The sequence below is a fragment of the Bifidobacterium sp. LH_426 genome (assembly GCF_056356875.1).
In genome coordinates this window covers 324,320-345,681 of record NZ_JBKEVB010000003.1, presented here as the reverse complement: position 1 = coordinate 345,681, position 21,362 = coordinate 324,320, and the positions used below count along the sequence as shown (strand labels likewise).

Annotated in this window: 5 protein-coding genes; 2 read left to right on the top strand and 3 right to left on the bottom strand. The window is 66.7% G+C overall.

The features are described 5' to 3' along the window. Positions 1-414: 414 nt before the first annotated feature. Positions 415-4,122, bottom strand: a complete 3,708-nt coding sequence (locus AC1AYD_RS05095; RefSeq protein ID WP_476544783.1) for a family 43 glycosylhydrolase — start codon at positions 4,120-4,122, stop codon at positions 415-417. A 358-nt stretch (positions 4,123-4,480) separates the two neighbouring features. Then, entirely contained in the window at positions 4,481-10,651 is a 6,171-nt protein-coding gene (locus AC1AYD_RS05090) for a LamG-like jellyroll fold domain-containing protein (RefSeq protein ID WP_476544782.1), read from the bottom strand. A gap of 985 nt (positions 10,652-11,636) precedes the next feature. On the opposite strand from AC1AYD_RS05090, the gene AC1AYD_RS05085 reads away from it, so the two are divergent. After that, on the top strand, positions 11,637-16,298 hold the full coding sequence (locus AC1AYD_RS05085) for a family 78 glycoside hydrolase catalytic domain (RefSeq protein ID WP_476503145.1): 4,662 nt from the start codon (positions 11,637-11,639) through the stop codon (positions 16,296-16,298). Positions 16,299-16,418: 120 nt separating this feature from the next. Beyond that, positions 16,419-17,495, top strand: a complete 1,077-nt coding sequence (locus AC1AYD_RS05080; RefSeq protein WP_476503144.1) for a LacI family DNA-binding transcriptional regulator — start codon at positions 16,419-16,421, stop codon at positions 17,493-17,495. 298 nt (positions 17,496-17,793) lie between these two features. Here the strand turns inward: AC1AYD_RS05080 and AC1AYD_RS05075 are convergent, their stop codons facing one another. Next, positions 17,794-20,784: a glycoside hydrolase family 43 protein gene (locus AC1AYD_RS05075; RefSeq protein ID WP_476503143.1), complete on the bottom strand. Its 2,991-nt coding sequence runs from the start codon at positions 20,782-20,784 to the stop codon at positions 17,794-17,796. Between the last annotated feature and the right edge of the window lie 578 nt (positions 20,785-21,362).

Below are 21,362 nucleotides of genomic sequence, written 5' to 3'. Positions count from 1 at the left end.
TCTGATGAGGGGGCTCCCGGCGAAGCCGGGTGGGGGAGAGACAATGGGCGCAGGCCACAGGAAACGGAATCGGCCTTCGGCCGATACGATATTCCCGCGGCCAGCGGCCGCTCCTCTACTCTCTCCCAGTCCGCTTCGCGGACAGCCCGTCCGCAATTACGGACAGCCTGCGGCTGACCCCACATCGGCTCGCTGCCGCCCGCCTTCGCCTACGGAGAGCCCACCGGGCTCTCCGTTTCACGGCTCAGCCCGTCAGAGGGGGGCCACCCCTCAGTCGGCTTCGCCGACAGCTCCCCCTAAAAGGGGGAGCAAAAGGAATGGCATGCGCCGTCAGACACATGCCATCGCCTTGCTCCCCCACGCATGTGGGGGAGCTGTCCGGCGCAAGGCCGGACTGAGGGGGAACCCAGCGCGCTACGCGCGGCGCTTGCGCCAGACGGTCAGGGCGACACCCGCGGCGGCGAGCACGGCCACCACGCCGAGCACGGACGCCACGGCGGCACCCGTCCTCGACAGAGCCGCACCGTTGCCGGACGGTTTGGCCGTCGGCTTGGCCGCGGTGCCATTACCAGCACCGTCACCAGCACCCGGCTTGGTCGCGGAACCGTCACCGTTACCGTTGTTGTCGCCAGTGCCCGGGTTCGGGTTCTCCGAATCCTTCTTGACGAGGGTGACCTTGTAGGTCTTCGTGGTGGTGCCGTCGGCGGCGGTGACCTTCACGGTCACCACGCCGTCGGCCACGGCCACATCGGCCGAAGCGCCGGCGTCGGTGGTCTCGGCGGCCACGTCGGCCACGGTCACCGCGGCAGGATCGTCGACCTTCAGCGTCGCGCCCTTGTCGGACGCGGCGTCATCGAGCGACACCTCGGAACCCGCCACCGTGAGCGACTTGAGCGACGCATCGGTGGACACCGGCTTGTCGGCCACGACGACCTTCAGCGTGACGTCCTTCTTCGACTGGTCAAGCTCCTCGCTGGTGGTCATGTCGATGATCGGCGTGCCGTCTGCGCGGAAGTGCACCGGGAGGATGCCGGCGTCGCGCGCGGTGTTGCGCGAACCGTTGGTCATTGCGTGGTACACGTTGTACACGTCACCGTACGGGTCGGTGAAGTAGGAGTTGTGGCCAAGACCGAACTGGTCGGCGAAGGTGCCGTTGTGCAGCCACGGGTAGTTCGACTTCGTCCAGCTGGACGCCTTGGTCAGGTCGGAGCCCACGTTCGCGATCAGCATGCCGGTCGCGTACTGCGGGGTGACGAGCTGGGCGGAGAACACCATGTACACCTTGCCGCCGGAGACGAGCACGTTCGGGCCCTCGTTGACGCCGTCGAGCTCCCATCCCCATTCGGGGCGCATGATGCGCTGCGGCGTGGTGAGCGCCACCCACGGCTTGTCCGGATTGACTTCGGCGATGGAGACATTGGCCTTGGCGCCGGCGCGCTCCTCGTCACCCTGGCTCCAGGCGATGTAGGACTTGCCACCCGCCTCGAAGTAGGTCATGTCGATGGTCAGACCGAGGTTGGAGAGGTTGTCGAGGCTGCCGTCGGCGAGCTGGCGCTGCACACGGTGCTCGATCCAGTCGGCGGTCTTGGTCGGGTCGCCGCCGTCCTTGAGCTCCATGATGTACGCGACGGGTGCGGTGCCGACCCAGTTCGGGCCGCCGTAGGCCTTGTCGGGCACGGTGGCGTAGAAGCAGTACAGCTTGCCGTTGATGACGTGCAGCTCCGGCGCCCAGTGGTAGCCCTTGTGGCCGAGTCCGTCGTTGTCGCCGAACAGGTAGGTGTCCTGGCCTTCGACCTTGTAGCCGCCGTCTGCGACCACTCCGGCCTTCTGGTCCTTGAGCCCGGCGAGCGTGTCGGAGGAGCGGATGAACAGCGTGTGCATGCCGCCCGCGTCGGACGTGCCCATCGCGTAGTACTTGCCCTTCCAGTACACGATGTTCGGGTCGGCGCGGTTCTTCATCATCGGGAACTGCTCGGAGTAGTTCTGCTGGTTGATGGTGCCGCTGATCGTGTATTCGCCGGCCTTGGTGAGGTCGATGTTCTTCAGCTCGTCCTGGTTCCAGTTGACGCGGAAGTCGAAGGTGGAACCGTCGGAGTAGGTGGCGGTCGCGGTCGCGCCCTTGGAGAGCAGGCCGTTGTCGAGCGTCGTGCCGCCATTGACCTGCTGGAGCAGCTCCTGCTCGGTGGTCTTGCCCGCTTCGACGGTCACGGTCTTCGGGGCTTCGACGCCCGTGTTGTGGACGCGGCCGAGCCGCTCGGTGACGGCGGCCGCGGCGGCCTTGGTCAGGGCGATCGTGTTGCCGCTGCCGGCGAGTGCGTTGGCGACGCCGCTCAGGTCGGCCTGCGTACGCGCGAAGCCGACACCGGTCTTCACGTCGGAGAACGTCTTGAAGTCCTTGGTGGTCACGTAACGGCTGACGCCGCTGGTCTTCCAGGAGATACGGTATTCACCGGTGGAAGCGTCGTAGCCGGCGGCGATGGTACCAGCGTCGAACAGCGTGGCATCGTCGGTCACCTGGACCATGTCGCCGCGTTCGTCGTCGTTCGGCTTGCCGGACCACTCGGTCAGGTCGCCGGACGTGGAGAAGGCGATCTTGCCGCCATCCACGCGGTTGCCGTTGACGTCGGTGAAGACGGCCACGTACGCGTACTTGCCGTCCTTGAGCTGGAACAGGTACGGGTCGACGAGTCCGCGGACATCGGTGGTCTGCGTCGGATAGCCTTTGTCGTTCTTCGGACCGACGGTGATCTGCGCTTCGGCGAACGCGACGCCGTAGTCACTGTTCAGTGCGGTGTAGGAGGAACCATCCGCGCTGAGCGCGAGATGGAGGGCGTCGCCGACGCGCGCGCCACCGTTGATGGAGTGGTCGCGCGTGTACGATGCGAGCGTCTCGGCGCTCTTCGGCATGACGCGCACGGCGGTGAACTTCTTCGTCGCGGTCTTGCCGTTCAGCGTGACGGTGGCGGTCAGGTCGACGGTCTTCTCGGCATCACCGGAAACGCCGACCACCGTGCCGTCGTCCTTCACGAGCGACGTGTCGGACGACTTCCACGCGACGGTCGCGCCGGGAGCGGCGGCGACGGTCGCGGGCAACGTCGCGCCGGCGGTGAGCTGGTAGTCGACGAGCAGTCGGTCCGCGGCCGCGTCGGCGGTGGTGATGGCCGCGGTGACGACCACCGTGAACTGCTTCGTGTAGACGACACCGTTCACGGTGGAGGACGCGGTGAGCGTGACTTCGGTGTCCTTGGCGGGCGCCTTCACGACCTTGCCGTCATTGCCGAGCACGGTCGTGTCGGACGACGACCACGCGAGCGGGTTGCCGAGTGCATCGGTCGCGGGCAACGTCACGCCGGTCTCGGTGGAGCCGGGCACGGTGACGCCGTCCCAGATCATCGCGTCGGAGACGTAGGCGGCCTTCCACACCTTGATGTTGTCGAGTCCGCCGTTGTAGTACTTGTCGCCGTTCCACGTGGACTTGCCGAACGTGACCGGCAGATCGGCGCCGAGGTCGGAGAGTTTCGTGGTCACGTTCCTGTTGATGCCCTTGAGCGCGCCGTCCTGGAACACGGCGATGAAGTTCGGGCTCACGGAGATGCGGTACGTGTGCCACACGTTGGACGTGTTCGTGTTCACGGTCACGCCCTGTTCGGCGCGGTTGGAGCCCTTCGTGATGGCGGTGTACACGCTGCTCGGGCGCAGACGGGAGAAGAAGTACTTCTGATTGTCGTTGCCGATCGCGAACGAGAAGAAGTTGTCGCCGTCCGCCATGCGCGACTTCGAGTCGAACTGCACGGTGAACGAGTCGGTGCCGTTGAGCAGGCCCTTCGGCAGCTCGAGGTACTGGCCGTCGTTGCCGCGCAATTGGACGACCTTGCTGGTGAAGTCGCCGGGCTTGCCGTACTCGACGTTGTCGCCCTTGATGGTCAGGTCGTTGCCGTGGCCGGAGACGTCCTTGCCCTTGTCGTTCTCATCCTCGAAATCATAGGATGCGAGCAGGTTCGCGTCCGTGAGACCGCCATCGGCCGGATCAGCGGCCATCGCGGTGCTCGGCCCCAAGGCCAGCCCCGCGAGCATGACCGGCAGCGCCGCAAGGGCCGCCACCGCTTTCTTCCAATTCCCCATGATGCTCCTTCGGTAAGGGGATTTCTTCCTTCGATATTCAGTTATGTGGTGAAGTGTGTTGGGTAAAACTGCCTCCCTCTGAGGGGACATCGCCGTGAAGCAAACGCCGGAGGCGTTTGTAGGCGATGTGCGAGCCGACAGGCGAGCCGATGTGAGGTCAGCCGCAGGCTGTCCGTAATGGCGGACGAGGTGTCATCGCGAAGCGATGACGGAGGGAGAGACCACGGCCGTAGGCCGCGGGAACATCGAATCGGTCTTCGGCCGATGCCGTTTCCTCAGCGGCTCACGCCGCAGTCTCTCCCCCACCCGGCTTCGCCGGGAGCCCCCTCGTCAGAGGGGGCCAATTCGCACGGTCGGCTCAGGCCTGGCGCTTGCGCTGGATGGTCAGGGAGACGCCGGCGGCGGCGAGCAGGACCGCCACGCCGAGCGCACCGGCCACGGCGGTGCCCGTCGCGGACAGGCCCGCGCCGTTGCCGTTCGGCTTGGTCGCGGAACCGTTGCCGTTCACGGAACCGGCTCCGGCGTTGCCGTTGCCGGCATCACCGTTATCACCCGCGTTGCCGCCGTTTCCACCGTTTCCGCCGTTATCACCGGAATCCTTCGCCTTGACGGTGATCTTCAGGGAACCGGAGACGCCGTTCTTGGCGGTGGCGGTGATCGTCGCGTCGCCGGCGGCGCGCGCGGTCACGGCGCCGTTCTGGTCGACGGAGGCGACGGTCGCGTCGGAACTGGTCCACACGAGACCGGCGGCCGCGGCGTCGCCCGCGTCGCCGGACCACGTGATGTCGGCGGCGAGCTGCGCGACGTCGCCGACGGTGAGCTGCTGCTTGCCGCTCACCTTGACGGCGGTGACGACGCTCTCACCGGGCTTGTCCGGGTCGACCGGCGTCTCGCCCGTGCCCTTGACGGTCACGGTGACGGTGACGGTGCGGTTGGCGGGCGCGACCTCCTGGTCCTTGCTCAGCGACATGTCGAGCATGCCGTTGGCGCGCACGTTCACCGACTTGACCCACGTGTTGCGGTCCTGGTCGAACAGGCCGCCGGCCGCGCTGCCGGAGTGGGGCTCCGGGTAGGGGCGGGCGTGGTAGGCCATGACGATGTTGCCGGCCTCGTCGTGCACGAGCGAGATGTGGCCGGGGCCGGCCTGCTTGCGCTCGTACGAGGTCTCGTCGGCGCCGTACTTGCCGGTGTAGGTGTCGTTCGTGTCGATCGACGGGAAGTCGGCGGTCGTCCAGCTGGCCGGGTCGGTCAGGTCGGCGTCGAGGGAGGCGCGCATCACGTTGGTGTTGTAGTACTTGTCCACCGTGGCGCCCGCGTACGCGATGTACACGTACTTGCCGTGCGCGAACATGAACGGCGCCTCGACGATCGCCTGGTCCGAGTCTTCGGTGTTGTCGCCGGGGGTCGGGGACTGCTTGCCGTACTCGAACTGCTGGCTCACCTGGTAGATGTGCTTGAGCGAGCCGTCGACGAGCGGGGTGACGCCGTCGCCCATCTTCGCCTTGGCGAGGTACAGGCCGGCGCTCTTCGGGAACAGCCAGTAGCCCTGGGTCTTGCCGTTCTCTTCGCGTTCGAAGTACGTCACGTCGAACGCGGCGCCTTCGAGCACGGTCGGCTCGCCCCAGTTCTCGGCCTTGAGGAAGCCGCCGTCCTTGATGGACTGCTCGTCGCCGGTGTACGGGATGAGGATGGTGTTGTTGCACCAGCCGCCGTTCACGCTCGAGGCTCCCTTATGGAAGCCGGCCACGATCCACCACTTGCCGTTGATCTTGTGGAACTCCTGGGCCCAGATGAACGCGCTCCACCCGTAGAACGAGTCGGGGTACTGGTCCTTGTGGCCCGGAGTGCCGTTCTCCGGCTTGATGATGATGTGCTCCTCGGCGCTCTTGAGGCCGTTGATGGTCTTCGCGCGCTTGAGTCCGATGGAACGGTAGCTGTTCTTCTGCAACGTGCTCGGATCGGTGGACTTCACCTCGTAGGTGGAACCGGTGAGGTAGTAGTAGCCGTCGTCCTCGTTGTAGAAGATGTCCGGATCGGCGCGGGCGTCGTTATACATGGCCTCGTCGGTCTGCTTGACGGTGCCCTGGACCTCGAACGAACCGCCCTTCGACTTGTCGAGCGATGCGAGCTGATCGGCGATCGAGTCGGTGTTCCAAGCCACGTCGAACGACTTCGTGGAGTCATCGTTGTAGGTCATCGTCGCCTTGGTCTTGGCGACGTCCTTCGCGATGGATTCCGCGGTGGCGTCCTTCGCGTCCGCCTCGACGCCCTTCACGGAAACGCCGGTGTTCTGGAGGTCCACGTAGTTCTTGTGGAACTTCGCGAACTCCGTCTGGCTCACCGTGAACGCGCTGGTCTGGCCTTCGCCGGCCCACGCGGGCAGGCCGTCGGTCGCGCCGGACACGCCCATCTGGGCGGCGTCGGCCTTGTACAGGCCCGTGACCTTCGCGGAGGCGGTCAGGTCGGAGAGCACGGCCACGCGGCCCTCGCCGGTCAGGCCGTCGGTGAAGAACACCTTGTAGCCCTTCGCGGCGGCGTCATAGACGATGCGCGGGTTGGTGACGGTATCGGAGGAGGACAGCGTGATCGCGCGCTGGTTGGTGAACGTCGCGCCGTCGCCCTTGCCGTCCCACACGTAGATCGCGCCGGTCGCGTTGTTCTGCGACGCGACGACGCCGAGCGTGCCGTCCGCGGCGCGGTAGAACGTGGGCGAACCCATCTGCGCGTTCGGCTTGGCGGACTGCGAGCCGTCCCACTTGACCGACAGGATCGACTGCGAACGGTTCAGCGTCGTCCACGCGCCCTCGCCCGCGGCCTTGTCGGCCACATACAGCGAGTCCGCGCGACGATCGTCGTTGTAGGCGAGCGGATCGTACTTCGCGCCGTTCTGATCGCTGCGATCGACGTCCTTGACGTAGGACGCGATCTGGCCGCCGTCGTCGAGAATCGTCGCGTCCGCCGTGACCGGCGTCGCGACGCCGTCGATCGTCGCCGTGAGCGCGACCTTCACGGGCGCGCTTCCGGCGGCAGGCAGCGTGACCTTGCCGTCCGCGGCGACGAGCTTCGCGCCGTCGCCCGCGGCCTTCCACGTGACCGTCTTGCCGAGCACGGTGGACGGCAGGTCGCCGGTGATGCGCGACGGGATGGCGAGCGCGGCGGCGTAGTCAGTCTTCGCGCCTTCGACGCCGAGTTCGTCGGCGGTGAGCGCGCGGCCGGTGATCGTCAGGTTGTCGAGGAGTCCGGTGAAGTATTCGCCGTTGCCCCAGTTCGCCTTGCCGATCTGGAGGATGCCGCCGTCGGCGCCGAGGATGTCGGTCAGGACCTGGCCGTTGGTGTTGACGGCGACGAGCTGCTGGTCGACGTACAGTTTCGCGGTCTTGCCGGCGATGACGATGTCGACGTGCTTCCAGCCTTCGTTCTTCGCGGTGGTGGAGAGGTTGCCGGAGGAGTCGCGACCGCTCGCGTTGTTGTAGCGTTCGACCGTGATGCCGGTGGTCTTGTCGAGGACGCCGACGTAGTGCTCCTTGCCGTACTCCTGCTTGGTGGCGTTGGAGGCGGCGAAGAACGTCCATCCGGTGTTCGCGTTGCCCGCGTCGGGCTTGGAGTCGTAGGAGATCGTGACGTCGGTCTTGCCCTTCAGGAGCGGGGAGCCGTCCTTGGCGGTGACGTTCAGCCAGAAGTCCTTGCTCAGTTTCACGGCCTTGCCGTCCTTCGCGTCCTTGGAGTCGGCGAGCGCGGCGGTGCCCTGCGTGGCGCCGGTCGCGTTGCCGCCGTCGAACGTGCCGTCGGCGGAGGCCTTGTCGAACGTGAAGTCGGCGAGCTGGTCCGGGTCGGTGGGCTCGGTCGGCTCGCCGCTGCCGTCGTCGACGACCTTCACTGTGGCGGTGACGGTGATCGCGGTGGAGCTGTAGAGCGGACGGTTCTTCTGTGCGGTCGCGTTGTCGACGAAGCCGCCGGTCTGCTTCCAGCTGTTGTTCGCGTTCGCGCCGCTGTTGATGAGGTCGTCCTCGTCGGTCTTGGCTTCGCCGGCCGTGTTGGTCCACTTCCAGTGGTTCTTGTTCGCGCCGATCGTGTCGACCGTGCCGGTGACCGTGTACTCGCCGGGCTTGGCGGTGTCGACGCCGGAGACGTCCCACGTGACGTCGCGGTCGGCGGTGCCGTAGCCGTTGGCGAGCGTGACGGTCTGCGTCTTCGGGAGCTTGGACGTGACGTCCTTCGCGTCGGCGTTCTGCTTGACGGTCACCTCGTCGTCGACGGAGAGGTTCTGGTTGTCGGAGGCCTTCGCGTCGGCGTTGCGGATCGCGTCGTACTGCGCCTTGGTGAGGGAGACGACGCCGCCGTGCTTGGTGTTCGCGGTGAGGAAGAAGTTGGTCTCGCTCACGTTGAGCGGCGTCCACGGGTTCTCCGCGTTGAGGTCGGTGGCGATCAGCGGGTTGTAGCCGTAGCGCGCGCCGGAGGCGACGGAGCCGTAGTTGTCGACGAACAGGATCCACTTGTTCTCGCCGTTGACCTTGAACGCGTTCGGGCCTTCCTGGGAGGAGCCGAACGTGCTGCCGATGTTCTTCTGGCCCATGACCCAGCCCTTGGCCGGATTGGTGGCGCCCTGGTCGCCGCGCCACCAGTCGGCGCGGTCGGTGTACTCCATGAAGATGCGGCCGGATCCGCTCATGCGGTAGGAGCGGCCGTTGTTCTGGGTCATCGTCGTGTCGATGGTGTTGCGGTTCACCGCGCTGTTCGGCACGAACACGCCGCCGAAGTGGTAGGTGTCCTGCGTGAAGTCACTGGTGTAGCCCCACACGACGTTGTTGTTCTTGGAGCCGCCGTCCACGCTTGCGGAGACGGACCAGTACATGACGAACGCGCCGCCCTTGGCGGAACCGTTGTCCTTGCCGTCGTCGTTGAGGTCGTAGAAGTCGGGGACCCACGTGGCTTCGGGGGCCCACGCCATGCCGATGTTCGAGATGGTCTTGCCGGTCACGCTGTCGGTGAGCGTGGTGTCATGCTTGCCGTTCTCGTCCACCGCGGTGTCGAGTTCGGTCATGTCGTCGAAGTGGATGAGGTCCTTCGAGGCCCACACGTGCAGCTTCGTGCTGTAGCCGTTGGTCCACGCGGTCCAGTTGGCGTTGTCGCCGCCGAACACGCGCAGGTCGGTGGCGAGGATGTAGTAGGTCTTCGCCTGCGGGTTGTAGGCGATGAACGGGTCGCGCACGCCGGTCGTGGATTCGTTGCTGGCGAGGATCGGCTCGCCGCCGTTGAGCGTATCCCACTGGTAGGGGTTGTCGCCGCGGGAGATGTCGAGGTAGATCTTCTCCGCGTAGCCCTTGTTGTTCTCGATGAAGTGGACCATCGCGTAGCCGTACGGATCGTCGGCCTTGACTTCCTTGACGGTCACCTTGATGCTCGCCGTGACGTTCGCGGCGGCGGTGGAGGTGGCGGTGATCGTGGCGGTGCCGGCTTTCTTGGCGGTCACGCTGCCGCTCGCGTCGACGGTGGCGACGGCCGGGTTGTCGGACTCCCACGTGACGGTCGGCTCGGCGGACGCCGGTTCGACGGTCGTGGTGAGCGAGGTGGAGGAGCCTTCCTTGAGGGTCAGCGTGCCGTCGTCGGCCACGGCGGAGCCGCCGATGTGCAGCTTCGTGGGCGAAGCGACGCCGAGGTCCGCGGCGGAGAGGGCGGAACCGTAGATGGTGAGGTTGTCGAGCAGGCCGGTGAAGTATTCGCCGTTGCCCCAGTTGCCCTTGCCGATCTGCAGCACGCCGCCGGAGCCTCCGAGAATAGTGGAGAGCTCCTCGCCGTTCACGTTGCTCGCGACGAACTTGCGGTCGACGTACAGTTTCGCGGTCTTGCCGGAGATCACGAGGTCGACGTGCTTCCACGCGTCCTTGGTGCCCGCGTTCTGGTCGATTGTGGCGACGTCGCTGTTGCGGCCGTTCAGGTAGCGTTCGACGCGCGTCTTGTTGGTCTGGTCGAGCACGCCGAGATAGGTGGGCGCGTTGCCGTTGACGCCGTTCGCGTTCGGCGCGGCGAACACGGTCCATGCGCCGCCGGTCGCGTTGGCCTTGGAGTCGTAGCTGATGGTCACGTCGTTGAGGCCGGCGAGCAGCGGGCTGCCGTCCGACTTGGTGACGTTCAGCCAGAAGTTCTGGCCGAGCTGGGCGGCCTTGCCGGCGTCATCGTTCTGGCCGGCGACGAGGTTCGCGGTGCCGTTGACGGTCGCCTTCGCGTCGCCCTTCGCGCTCGTGAACGCGGCGGTTCCGTTGTCCTGCGCGGCCGGGTTGGCGTTGAAGTCGAAGCTGGCGATCGGGTCGACGGCGGTTGCGGCGGCCGCCTTGGCGGACTTGGTCGTGTCGGCGGCGGCCTGCGCCTGGGCCTGGGCCTGGGCGGCACGCAGCTGCGCGGTGGATGCCGTCGCGGATTGCGTGGCCGTGGTCACGGCGTCGTCCGCCGACGCGGTCATGGGCAGGATCAGTCCCATGCCGAGCGTCGATACCGCGGCCACGATGGCCGCGAGTCGTGTGGCTCTCTTCACTGAGATTCCTTCCTCGGATTTCCTCAAGTTCCTTCGTTGGATTGCGTTCGTCTACCGCGCGCCTGCCCCCTCAGTCCGGCCTATGGCCGGTCAGCTCCCCCACATACGTGGGGGAGCAAAGGGAATGGAACGCGCCACGCAGCACAACCATTCCTTTGCGCCCCTTTCAGGGGGAGCTGTCGCGCGAAGCGCGACTGAGGGGGGGGGACTCGATGTCTGGCAAACGAACACCCGATTTGTAATTTTGTTACCAAATCGTTATCGACGACCGGCCGCCAATCCTCCTCAAGTGGCGTGTTTCGCCGTCGCCCTCCTTCACGGCGCACGCGACGCCGCAATCGGTTTCCTTCGCCGGAAACGCCCGCCGCACCCGCAATCCCAGTCACCACAACGTTTCCCGGAACAACGTTTTCGCACGGCCGGCTCCCCGGCTCTTGTGCCCCTCATTATACTGTGAACGCTCACTTTACTTAAGCGCTTACAACGAGACCTCGTTCGGCCGAGGGCCGCATAGGCCCCCTCTGACGAGGGGGCTGTCGGCCACAGGCCGACTGGGGGAGAGACGGCGGCCGCAGGCCGCAGGAAACGGAATCGGCCTTCGGCCGATGCGATATCCCCGCGGCCTGCGGCCGCTCTTCTTCCCTCCCTCCGTCATCGCTTCGCGATGACACCTCGTCCGCAATCAAGGACGGCCTGCGGCCGGCCCCACATCAGCTCGCCTGTCGGCTCGCACATCGCCTGCAAACGCTTCCGGCGTTTGCTTGACGGCGATGCCCCCTCAGTCGGCCTACGGCCGACAGCTCCCCCTGAAGGGGGGAGCAAAGTAATGGCATGCGCCGTAAGGTGCATTCCGTTAGCCGGCACCTCGTAAGAAAACGCTTTTCGTAAGCGGTCACATTGCTGTCATCACGTGTCCTCCCTTGGTTTATAATTGAAGCGTTTCAATTTGCATGTCAACGATAACATACTTACAACGAGGTAGCTCATGCATCACGTCATCACGCGGGCAACGGAACGCCCGCGACAAGACACCGACGCAGTCATAGGCACAAGTACAGGCCGGAACACCGGCATCATCCGGCGCACAGGCATCATCCGGAACATCGGCACGACCAGGACGCCGGCGCGCATCCTCTGCGCCCTGCTCGCCGCGGCGGGCATGCTCATCGCGCCGATGACGGCCACCGCCGCCGAAACCGCGCGCCCCGCCCCGACCATCACCGGTCTCACCACCGATTACCTCACCAATCCGGTGGGCGTGGAGACCGACGGCGTGACCTTCGGCTGGCGGATGGACTCGAAGGTCATCGGCGCCACGCAGTCCGCCTACCAGATCGACGTCACGGCCGACGGCAAAGGCACGGTATGGTCCAGCGGCAAGACGGACGGCGGCACGTCCGTCGGCATCCCCTACGCGGGACCGGACCTGACCGATGGTACGGCGTACTCGTGGACCGTCACCGTCTGGGACGGCGACGGCGCGAAGGCCGTCTCCTCCCCCGCCACGTTCGAGACCGGCGTGACCGACACCAAGCAATGGCAGGACGCGCAGTTCATCCGCATGAACAAGTCGTCGAGCGCCCCGATCTTCCGCACCGAGCGCAAGGTCGGCAGCGACATCGTCTCCGCCCGTCTCTACATCACCGCGCTCGGCGCCTACCAGGCGTATCTGAACGGCAAGGAGGTCGGCGAGACCCAGGCGGACGGCACCGTCACGCACGACCATATGAATCCCGGATATGGCAACGGCGACGTATCCCTCGGCTACCAGACCTACGACGTCACCGGCTATCTCAAGGGACAACGCGACATCGCCCTGTCCGTCGTGGCCGGCAACGGCTGGAAGTTCGGCCTGAACACGACGGCCGCGCAGCCGGCGGTCAAGGCGCTGCTCGCCGTGACCGGCACGGACGGCGACGTCACGTACATCCCCACCAACACCACCGACTGGAAGGGCACGCTCAGCGGCGGCATCCTCAAGAACGGCGTCTACTACGGCGAGGACTACGACGCGCGCGTGGCCGACCGACTGGGCGATTTCACCAAGGTCGGCTACGACGACGGCGACTGGACCGGCGCGGACGATACCGCCGCGACGGTCGTGCCGAAGCTCACCGACACCTTCGACACCGCGAAGGCGCGCTACGTGCGGCTTTCGGTGAGCGCCACCGGCCCGGCCATCAAGGAGGACACCAACGAGAACCGCCTGCAGATCATGGAGATGGGACTGTACGCCGACGGCGACGGCACCGGTACCGGCTCCGGCACCACCAATCTGCTCAAGGGCCTGACCGCGCAGGCGTCCGACACCTTCGACTGGGATGACACGTGGGGCGTGGCGAAGCTGACCGACGGCGACGACGGCGTCGAATCGGACGCCGGCTACTCCAGCGGCGTGCTCGCCAACAACCAGAGCGAGGTCGCGCTCACGCAGCCCATCACGCTCACCTTCGACCTGGGCGAGGCGAAATCATTCGACAGGCTCACGCTGCAGCCGCGCGTGCAGGCCGATTCGATCGACGGCGTGCAGGCGGCCAACTATCCGAAGGACTACACGCTGCAGATCTCCGACGACGGCGAGCACTGGACCGACGTGACCACGAAGCACGTGGACTCGCTGCGCAACACCGTGCTGCACCCACAGACCGCGATGCCGGCCGTCACCACCTCGTTCGACGAGACCACCGCCAAGGACGTGCGCGTGAGCGTCTCGCAGTCCGGACCGGCCAACGCGCAAGACAACGAGAACCGTCTGCAGATCATGGAGATGCAGCTCACCGACGCCGACGGCGACGTGGTGTCCGGCGGCGTCACGCCGACCGTGTCCGACACGTTCACCGGCGGCGGCCAGTGGAAGCCCGCGAACCTGACCGACGGCGACCTGGGCGAGACCAGCGATGCGGGATGGTCCAGCGCCATCCTCGGCAAGGGGAACGTCACACAGGACATCGACGAGCCGATCACGTTCGACTTCCACTTCGACAAGGCCGTCTCCATCGCCGGGCTGACGATGACCCCGCGCACCAAGGTCGATTCCGTCCTCTCCGGCACCGCCGCGAACTACCCGCAGACCTACTCCGTGCAGGTCTCGAAGGACGGCGGCAAGACCTGGACCGACGTCAAGAGGAATGTGGACGCCGGCAGCGTGCGCAACACCGTGCTCGCCGGCGCGCTCGCGCTGGGCACGACCACCTACGCGGGGAAGATCGTCGCCAAGCCGGGCCTGACCGGGCGCATCGTCGACGCGTTCTCCGCCGAACCGGTGTCCGCCACCGTGTACGAGGGCGACGCCGCGACCAGCGAGTTCGCCGGCGGGCAGGTGAACGTCGTCGACTACCGCGCCTACGCGAAGCCCTCCGACGCCCTGTACCAGTCCGCGTACACGAACGTCGCCAAAGGCGACAGCCTCTTCGGCAGGAACGGCCTCACCCTGAAGAAGGGACAGACGATGATCATCGACATGGGGCAGAACCTCACCGCCGTGCCGACGCTCACCTTCGCCGCGGCCTCCGGGACCAAGGCGACCGTCCGGTTCGGCGAGATGCTCAACGACGGCAGCGCGGTCGGCAACGGCAACACGCAGGCCGACGGGCCGAAGGGCTCGATGTACCAGAAGAACCTGCGCAACGCCCGTTCGCAGGCCACCTACGTGTTCGACGGCGGCGGCAGCAACAGCAACAACGGCAACAGCAGCAACGGCAAGGAGACCTACCAGCCGCTGATGTCGTACTTCGGCTACCAGTACATCGAACTGACGGCCACCGCCGACATGACCGTGTACGCGGCGAAGTCGAACGCGCTCTCGTCCGTGAGCCGCCAGACCGGCACGATCAGCACCGACAACGCGCACGTGAACAAGCTGTTCTCGAACACGCTGCACGGCCAGCTGAGCAACTACTACACCACGTCCACCGACTGCCCGCAGCGCGACGAACGTCTGCTGTGGACCGGCGACCTGCAGGCGTTCGCGCAGACCGCCACCTACAACTTCGATTCGGTCGCGTTCCTCGACGACATCCAGGACATCCTCGACGAGAACACGATGATCAAGGGATACACGCCCTCGGTCGCCGACCAGCTGAGCGGCTACTTCAGCAACCAGGCGGCCGGCTGGAGCGACGCGCTCATCATCGACGCCTGGGTCATGTACCAGCAGACCGGCGACGCGTCCATCCTCTCCCGCAGCTACGAGGCCCTGACCAAGTACATGGACTTCATGATCGCCGGCGAGCGCGGCCCCGACCAGGCGCGCGTGACCGGCGACAAGAACTTCGGCGACTGGCTGTCGTTCCAGGGCACGAACGTGAACATCATGGCCGACTACTACTACGGCTATGACGCGCAGCTCATGGCGAAGATCGCCGGCGTGCTGGGCAAGTCCGATGACGAGGCCCGCTACGCGGCCAAGTTCGAGGCGATCAAGGCGAAGTTCCTCGCCACGCACGTGACGTTCACGGACGGCACCCTGACCATCAAGTCCGGCGACACCGCGAGCAGCAAGAACCAGTTCCAGATGAACCTGGGCAAGGGCGGCACGTGGGAGGACAACTCCCAGACCGCGCTGCTGTGGATGCTCAAGCTCGGCTTCTACGATTCCGACGCGATGCGCGAGGCCGCGACGAAGCTGCTGGTGGACAACATCCGCAACGAGAACCCGGCCGAAGGCTCGGTGCGCGCGAACATGGCGAAGAACTCGCTGGCCGTCGGCTTCCTCGGCGCGAACGTGATCGCCCCGACGCTCACCGACGCCGGCCAGTCCAGCGTCTCGTACGACCTGCTGCTCAACGACGCGCAGCCTTCGTGGCTGTTCGAGGTGAACGCGGGCGCGACGACCATCTGGGAGCGTTGGAACTCCTACACCCCGGGCGTCGGCTTCGGCGATTCCGAGATGAACTCGTTCAACCATTACGCGTACGGCGCGGTGGTCGAATGGATGTACCGTTACATGGCGGGCATCGCCTCCTCCGAGGACGCCCCCGGCTTCAAGCACATCGTGCTGCAGCCGACCATCGACACCGGTGACCAGTACAACGACGAGAGCCGCATCTCCCACGCCAAAGGCACCTACGATTCCTACTACGGCACGATCGCGTCCGAATGGACCAGCACCGGCAAGGGTGCGGCCTCCACGTTGAAGACCTACAAGGCGACGGTTCCGGCGAACACGACCGCCACCCTGTACCTGCCCGTCGCCGAATCCGCCGCCAAGGGGTTCAAGGACATCGCCGGAGTCACCTACAAGGGCATGACCGAGCACAACGGCGTCGAGACCGCGCGCTTCGAGCTGGAATCCGGCGGCTACGCGTTCGAGATCCGCGACGGCGCGCTGTCCGCCGCCATCGCCGATGGCTACACGGCATCGTCCGGCGAGACGAATCCGGATCAGCCGAATCAGCCAGACAATCCGAATCAGCCGAACCAGCCGGGTGATTCCGGCGACGGCGACGACAGCGACGGCACCGGCACCGGCGCGAACGGCTCCGGCAACGGCGCCACCGGTTCCGGCGCGAACGCCGCCGACACGAACGCCGCGCACGGCACGACGCTGTCGCACAGCGGCGCGGCGGTGGCCGTCGCCATCGCCGCGACCGCGCTGTGCGCCGCGGCGGGCGTCGGTCTCACCGTCTGGCGCAAACGTCACGTCTGACACGACGACGATGACGGCATGACGACGGCGTCGCCGCGGTGATTCCACTGCGACGACGCCGTTTTTCTGTATCTTTTCCGTATCATGGATAGCCGTACCGACGCAACGAAAGGACGATCCATGGCACGGGTGACCATCAGCGACGTCGCACGGCAGGCGCACGTCTCGATGGGGACGGTGTCCAACATGCTCAACCATCCCGAACGCGTCCGGCCCGAAACACGCAAACGCATCCAGACCGCCATCGACCGGCTCGGCTTCGTGCCGAACCGCAGCGCGCGGGCGCTCGCCGGAGGCACGAACCAGGCGTTCGGACTGCTGCTCACCGGACTCGACCACGCGTTCTCGCTGCAGCTCGCGCAGGGCGCGCACGACGCGGCCCGCGCGGCCGGATACGATCTGCTCATCACCAGCACCGACAACGACCAGCTGCTCGCCAACCATTACGTCGACTTCTTCCGCGGCGCGCACGTGGCCGGCATCGTGATGGAGCCGCGTCCCAGCGCCGCGTGGATTCCGCAATGGCCCGACGACCTGCCGGTGGTGCTCGTCGACTATCACGACGACCGGCGGGAATTCGGACAGGTGTACGCCGACAACGTGCAGGCGGGGCGGGAGGCGGCCCGTCACGCGCTGGAGCTCGGGCGGCGGCGCATCGCCGTGCTGACCGCGGACGACGACATCCAGTCCCTCGCCGACCGCATCGACGGCGTCCGGTCGGTGCTCGGCGACGGCGCCGAAATCGTGACCGCGGCCGACTGGCGGGGGCCGCGCGCCGGGCTCGATGCCGGAATGCGGCTCGCCGGGCGGCCCGCGGCGGAACGGCCGGACTTCGTCATCGCGTTGACCGACGTGCTGGCGGCGGGATGCATCGACGGGATACGGCGTTGCGGACTGGGCGTCCCCGACGACATCGCGGTGATGGGGTGCGACGGCAATCCGCTGGCATGGGGCGGCAGCGTGCCGCTGACGACGATCGAGCCGCACGGCTACGAGATGGGTGCCGCCGCGATCCGGGTTCTTTTGGACGAGATTCGCGATGGGAGCCGGCAGGAGGCGGACGGGCAGAGCGATGGAAGCCTGCCCGGTGCGGAGGCCCGGCAGGATGCGGACGGACGGGGCCATGCAGCGCACGCCCAAGTGGTGATCCCCTCACGACTGCTGATCCGCGAAAGCACGGCCGGGCGAAAGCGCTGAGCAGTGAGGCCGACTGAGGGGGGACCCTGCGCATGCATAGGCCCCCTCTGACGAGGGGGCTGTCGGGCCGCAGGCCGACTGGGGAAGAGATAGCTGGAACGTAACGTTTGCGGTGTCTCTCCCCCCAGTCCGCTTCGCGGACAGCCCGACCGCAATCAAGGACGGCCTGCGGCCGGCCTCACGTTGGCTCGCCTGTCAGCTCGCATATCGCCTACAAACGCCTCCGGCGTTTGCTTCACGGCGATGTCCCGTCAGAGGGGGCCAAAATCGGCATGCGCCGGAGGCGCGTGGCGGTCCGTTATGCGCGGCGCTTGCGCCAGATCGTCAGGGAGATGCCGGCGGCGAGCGCGATCGCGGTGAATGCGGTCGCGCCGACGATTCCCGCACCCGTCGCCGACAGCGCCGAACCGGCGGTGCCGGCACCCGGCTGCTGCGCGGTGTCGGTGGACGGCTGCTTGCCGGGGGCGGTCACAGTGCCGTTCGCATCCGAACCGGTGCCGGTGCCGTTGGTGCCGCCATCGGCGTCATCACCAGTGCCACCGTCGCCGCCCTGGTTGCCGTCGCCATTGTCCCCGGAACCGTTATCGCCGGGACCGCCGTTATCACCATCACCGCCATCGTGCTTCGCGGCGGTGAACGTGTACGACGCTACGTCGAACAGCTCGTCGGCGGAATCGCCGTCGAACACGAAGTAGACGTCGTGGACGCCGGTGGCGCCGGCGAGGTCGGCGTCATACGTGGCGTACCCGCTGAAATCCGTGGCGGACGCGCCGTCGCCGGCGGGAATCGTCACGGTGCCGGCGAGCGGCCCGTCGACCGAATCAAGGTGGATGGCGATGGTGCCGCCCGCCTTGCCGATGGCGCGCACCGCGACGCTCGCGGCACCGGTCGCGCCATCCGCGCCGAAGTCGACGCCGGAAAGCGACGTCCACTCCCCCGCGTTGACGTTCGTGAGCCGCACGCCGTCCGCATTGCTCACGCCGTAGTCGCTCACACGCACGCCGGAATTCCGGTCGAGCGTCTGGAGGCCGGACGAACGGGCGATCGTGGTCGCCGCGACGCCGCCGGACACGTACGGGTCGAGGCGCTGGGTCTGCGGCACACCGGTCATCGTCATCGTGACCGGCTCGATCGTGCCGTCCGTGTTCACGGTCATCTCGTCGATGTGCGTGGAGCGGTAGGTGTAGCCCTTCTCGACGCCGTCGTCGGTGGTGCCGCCGCTGGGCGCGACGCCCGCGTCGATCAGCGACTTCATGACGGTCTGCGCGTGGTAGACCATGTACGTCTTGCCCTTGAACGTGAACATGGCGTGATGGTTGTTGCCGAAGATGCCGAAGAAGTCGCCCGGATTGCGCATCACGTCGCCCTGGTACGTGTACGGGCCCATCGGGTCCTTGGAGGTCATCACGTGGATGTCGCCCTTAGGCAGGGTCAGGCCGTCGGTGGTCACGTCGTAGCTGAGGTTCGAGCAGTACGAGTAGTAGTACGTGTCGCCGATCTTCATGATTCCGGAGTCCTCGTACATGCCGGGCGCGTCGATCGCCTTTACGTCGCCGGTCAGGGAGATCATGTCGTCGCCGAGCTTGAACACGCGCGTGTACTTCGGATGCGCGGCGTTCGCGCCCGTGCCGCCCTCGTTGCCCTGGCCGCCGCCGAGGTAGAGGTAGCCGGTGCCGTCGTCGTCCACGAGCGCCGCCGGGTCGAACACCCATTCCGGCGTGGTGGCGCCGTCCAGCTTCACGCCGGCCGTGCTCTTCTTCACGAGCGCGCGGCCGCCGAGCGGGTCGGTCCACGGGCCGACCGGCGAGTCGGAGGTCAGCACGTGCACTTCGTTGTTGTCGGTGTAGTACATGAAGAACTTCTCCACGCCGTCGATGGTCTTGTGCACGACGGCCGGCGCCCACGACCAGCGGCCGTTCGGGTTCGCGCCGCCCGTTCCGGAGACGCGGATCTGGCCTTCGTTGCGCCAGTTGGCCATGTCGTCGGTGGAGATCACGGAGATGGTCTTGATCTGCCGGTACGTGTTGTTCTTCAACGATCCGTCGCCGTTGGTCTCGTAGGTCTGCACGACCTGCCCGTCGCTGGTGACCTGCATCGCGTCGGAGCTCATGTACACGTAGAGTCGCCCGTCGTATTCCATGGCCCACGGATCGGCGCCGTACTGGTAGTCCATCAGCGGGTTGTCCATGCCCGCCTGTTTCGCCGACGGCGCGGCCTTCTGCACGGTGAGCGTGAACGTCAGGCTGGCGTGCGCGCCGGTCGCGTCGGTGGCGGTCAGGCGCATCGGGTACGTGCCGGCGGCGAGTCCGGCGGCGATGTCCAGTCGTTTCGCCGCCGCGTCCCATGTCACCTTGCCGGCGGCCACGGCACCGGCGGCCGTGCCGTCGCCGCCCGTGGTGCCGTCGCCGGCGTCCGTCACGGTGACGGTCGCGCCGTCACCGGTGACGTCGAAGGCGGGCGACGTCGTGGCCGCGTACCCGGCGAGCACGCTCATCGCGCTCTGGCCGTAGACGCCGACGGATTTCGCGCTGCGGGTGACGCGCAGCGCGGGAGCCATGCCGGTGTTCGCGTTGGTGAGGTTGCGGGAGCCCTCCGTGCTGACGAAATGCAGCTGTTCGGCGGCCGTATCGTTCACGGCGAGCAGCAGCGTGGAGTCGCCGCGCGCGATGGCTGCGTCGACGAGCCCGGCGACGTCCGCCGTGGCCTGCGTGCCGCTGATGGTCACGTCGGCGGTGACGGACGGCACGTCGGTGCCGTCGATGGCGAACGATTCGGAGGTGACGACGTCGTTCGCGTCGGCGGTGAACTGCGGGCGATTCGCCCACGTGATCTTCGAGAAGTCGCACTGCGCGTCGGTCGTGCACGCGGTGGACGGGTCGATGGCGGCGACGCGCAGGGTGCCGGTCGAACTGGCCACGCCGGTCTTGCGGCCGATCAACGTCAGCGCTAGATCGGCGGACAGAGGCTTCTGACCGCCCAGTGACGAGAGATCGAAGGCGAGGAACGTCATCTTGAGATCGGTGGCGTCGTTCGTGTTCGTGGAGACGAATTGCTCGCCCAGCTCGCCTTGGCTCCGGCCGCCGTCGGCGGTGTTCTGCACGACCAGGTCGTTGGCCGTGTTGTAGTTGTCGAGCTTCTGCTTCTTCCACGAGGCCACAAACGTGTCGCTCGTGGCGACGATCGAGCTTTCGCGCACGTCGCTGGGTGTGTCCGCGGTCGCAGCCGGCGCCATCGCCAGCATCATCGGTATGGCGGCGAACGCCGCCACCACCGCCTTCCATCGTCCCATGATTCTCCTTCGATTGGGTCGGCACGGCCTCCCCGCCGCGTTCCGGCGCACCCAGTCCACACCGCGTGCGCCTTACTGCCCACAGTAATGTGAGCGCTTACAAAACACAATCCATTGTAGCGCTTCAATTTTGCGATGGCAACGTGGGGACGGGATTTCTCGGACCTTCCTTCCCCCCTCAGTCCGGCCTACGGCCGGCCAGCTCCCCCACATCCGTGGGGGAGCAAGATAACGGAATGCGCCACGGCGCATACCATCCCTCTGCTCCCCCTGTCAGGGGGAGCTGTCCGCGAAGCGGACTGAGGGGGGACATCGCCGTGAAGCAAACGCCGGAGGCGTTTGTAGGCGATGTGCGAGCGACAGCGAGCCGATATAAGGCCAGCCAACATAGGCCCCCTCTGACGAGGGGGCTGTCCGCGTCAGCGGACTGGGGGAGAGAAAAAGAGCGGCCGCAGGCCGCGGGAATATCGCATCGGCCGAAGGCCGATTCCGTTTCCCCGCGGCCTGCGGCCGCTGTCTCTCCCCCAGTCGGCCTACGGCCGACAGCCCGACCGCAATCAAGGACGGCCTACGGCCGA

What these genes read in the sequence shown, in the direction of transcription:
- AC1AYD_RS05085 (WP_476503145.1), top strand. Translation starts at nt 11,637, where the DNA reads ATGCATCACGTCATCACGCGGGCAACGGAACGCCCGCGACAAGACACC.
- AC1AYD_RS05095 (WP_476544783.1), bottom strand. Translation starts at nt 4,122, where the DNA reads ATGGGGAATTGGAAGAAAGCGGTGGCGGCCCTTGCGGCGCTGCCGGTC.
- AC1AYD_RS05075 (WP_476503143.1), bottom strand. Translation starts at nt 20,784, where the DNA reads ATGGGACGATGGAAGGCGGTGGTGGCGGCGTTCGCCGCCATACCGATG.
- AC1AYD_RS05080 (WP_476503144.1), top strand. Translation starts at nt 16,419, where the DNA reads ATGGCACGGGTGACCATCAGCGACGTCGCACGGCAGGCGCACGTCTCG.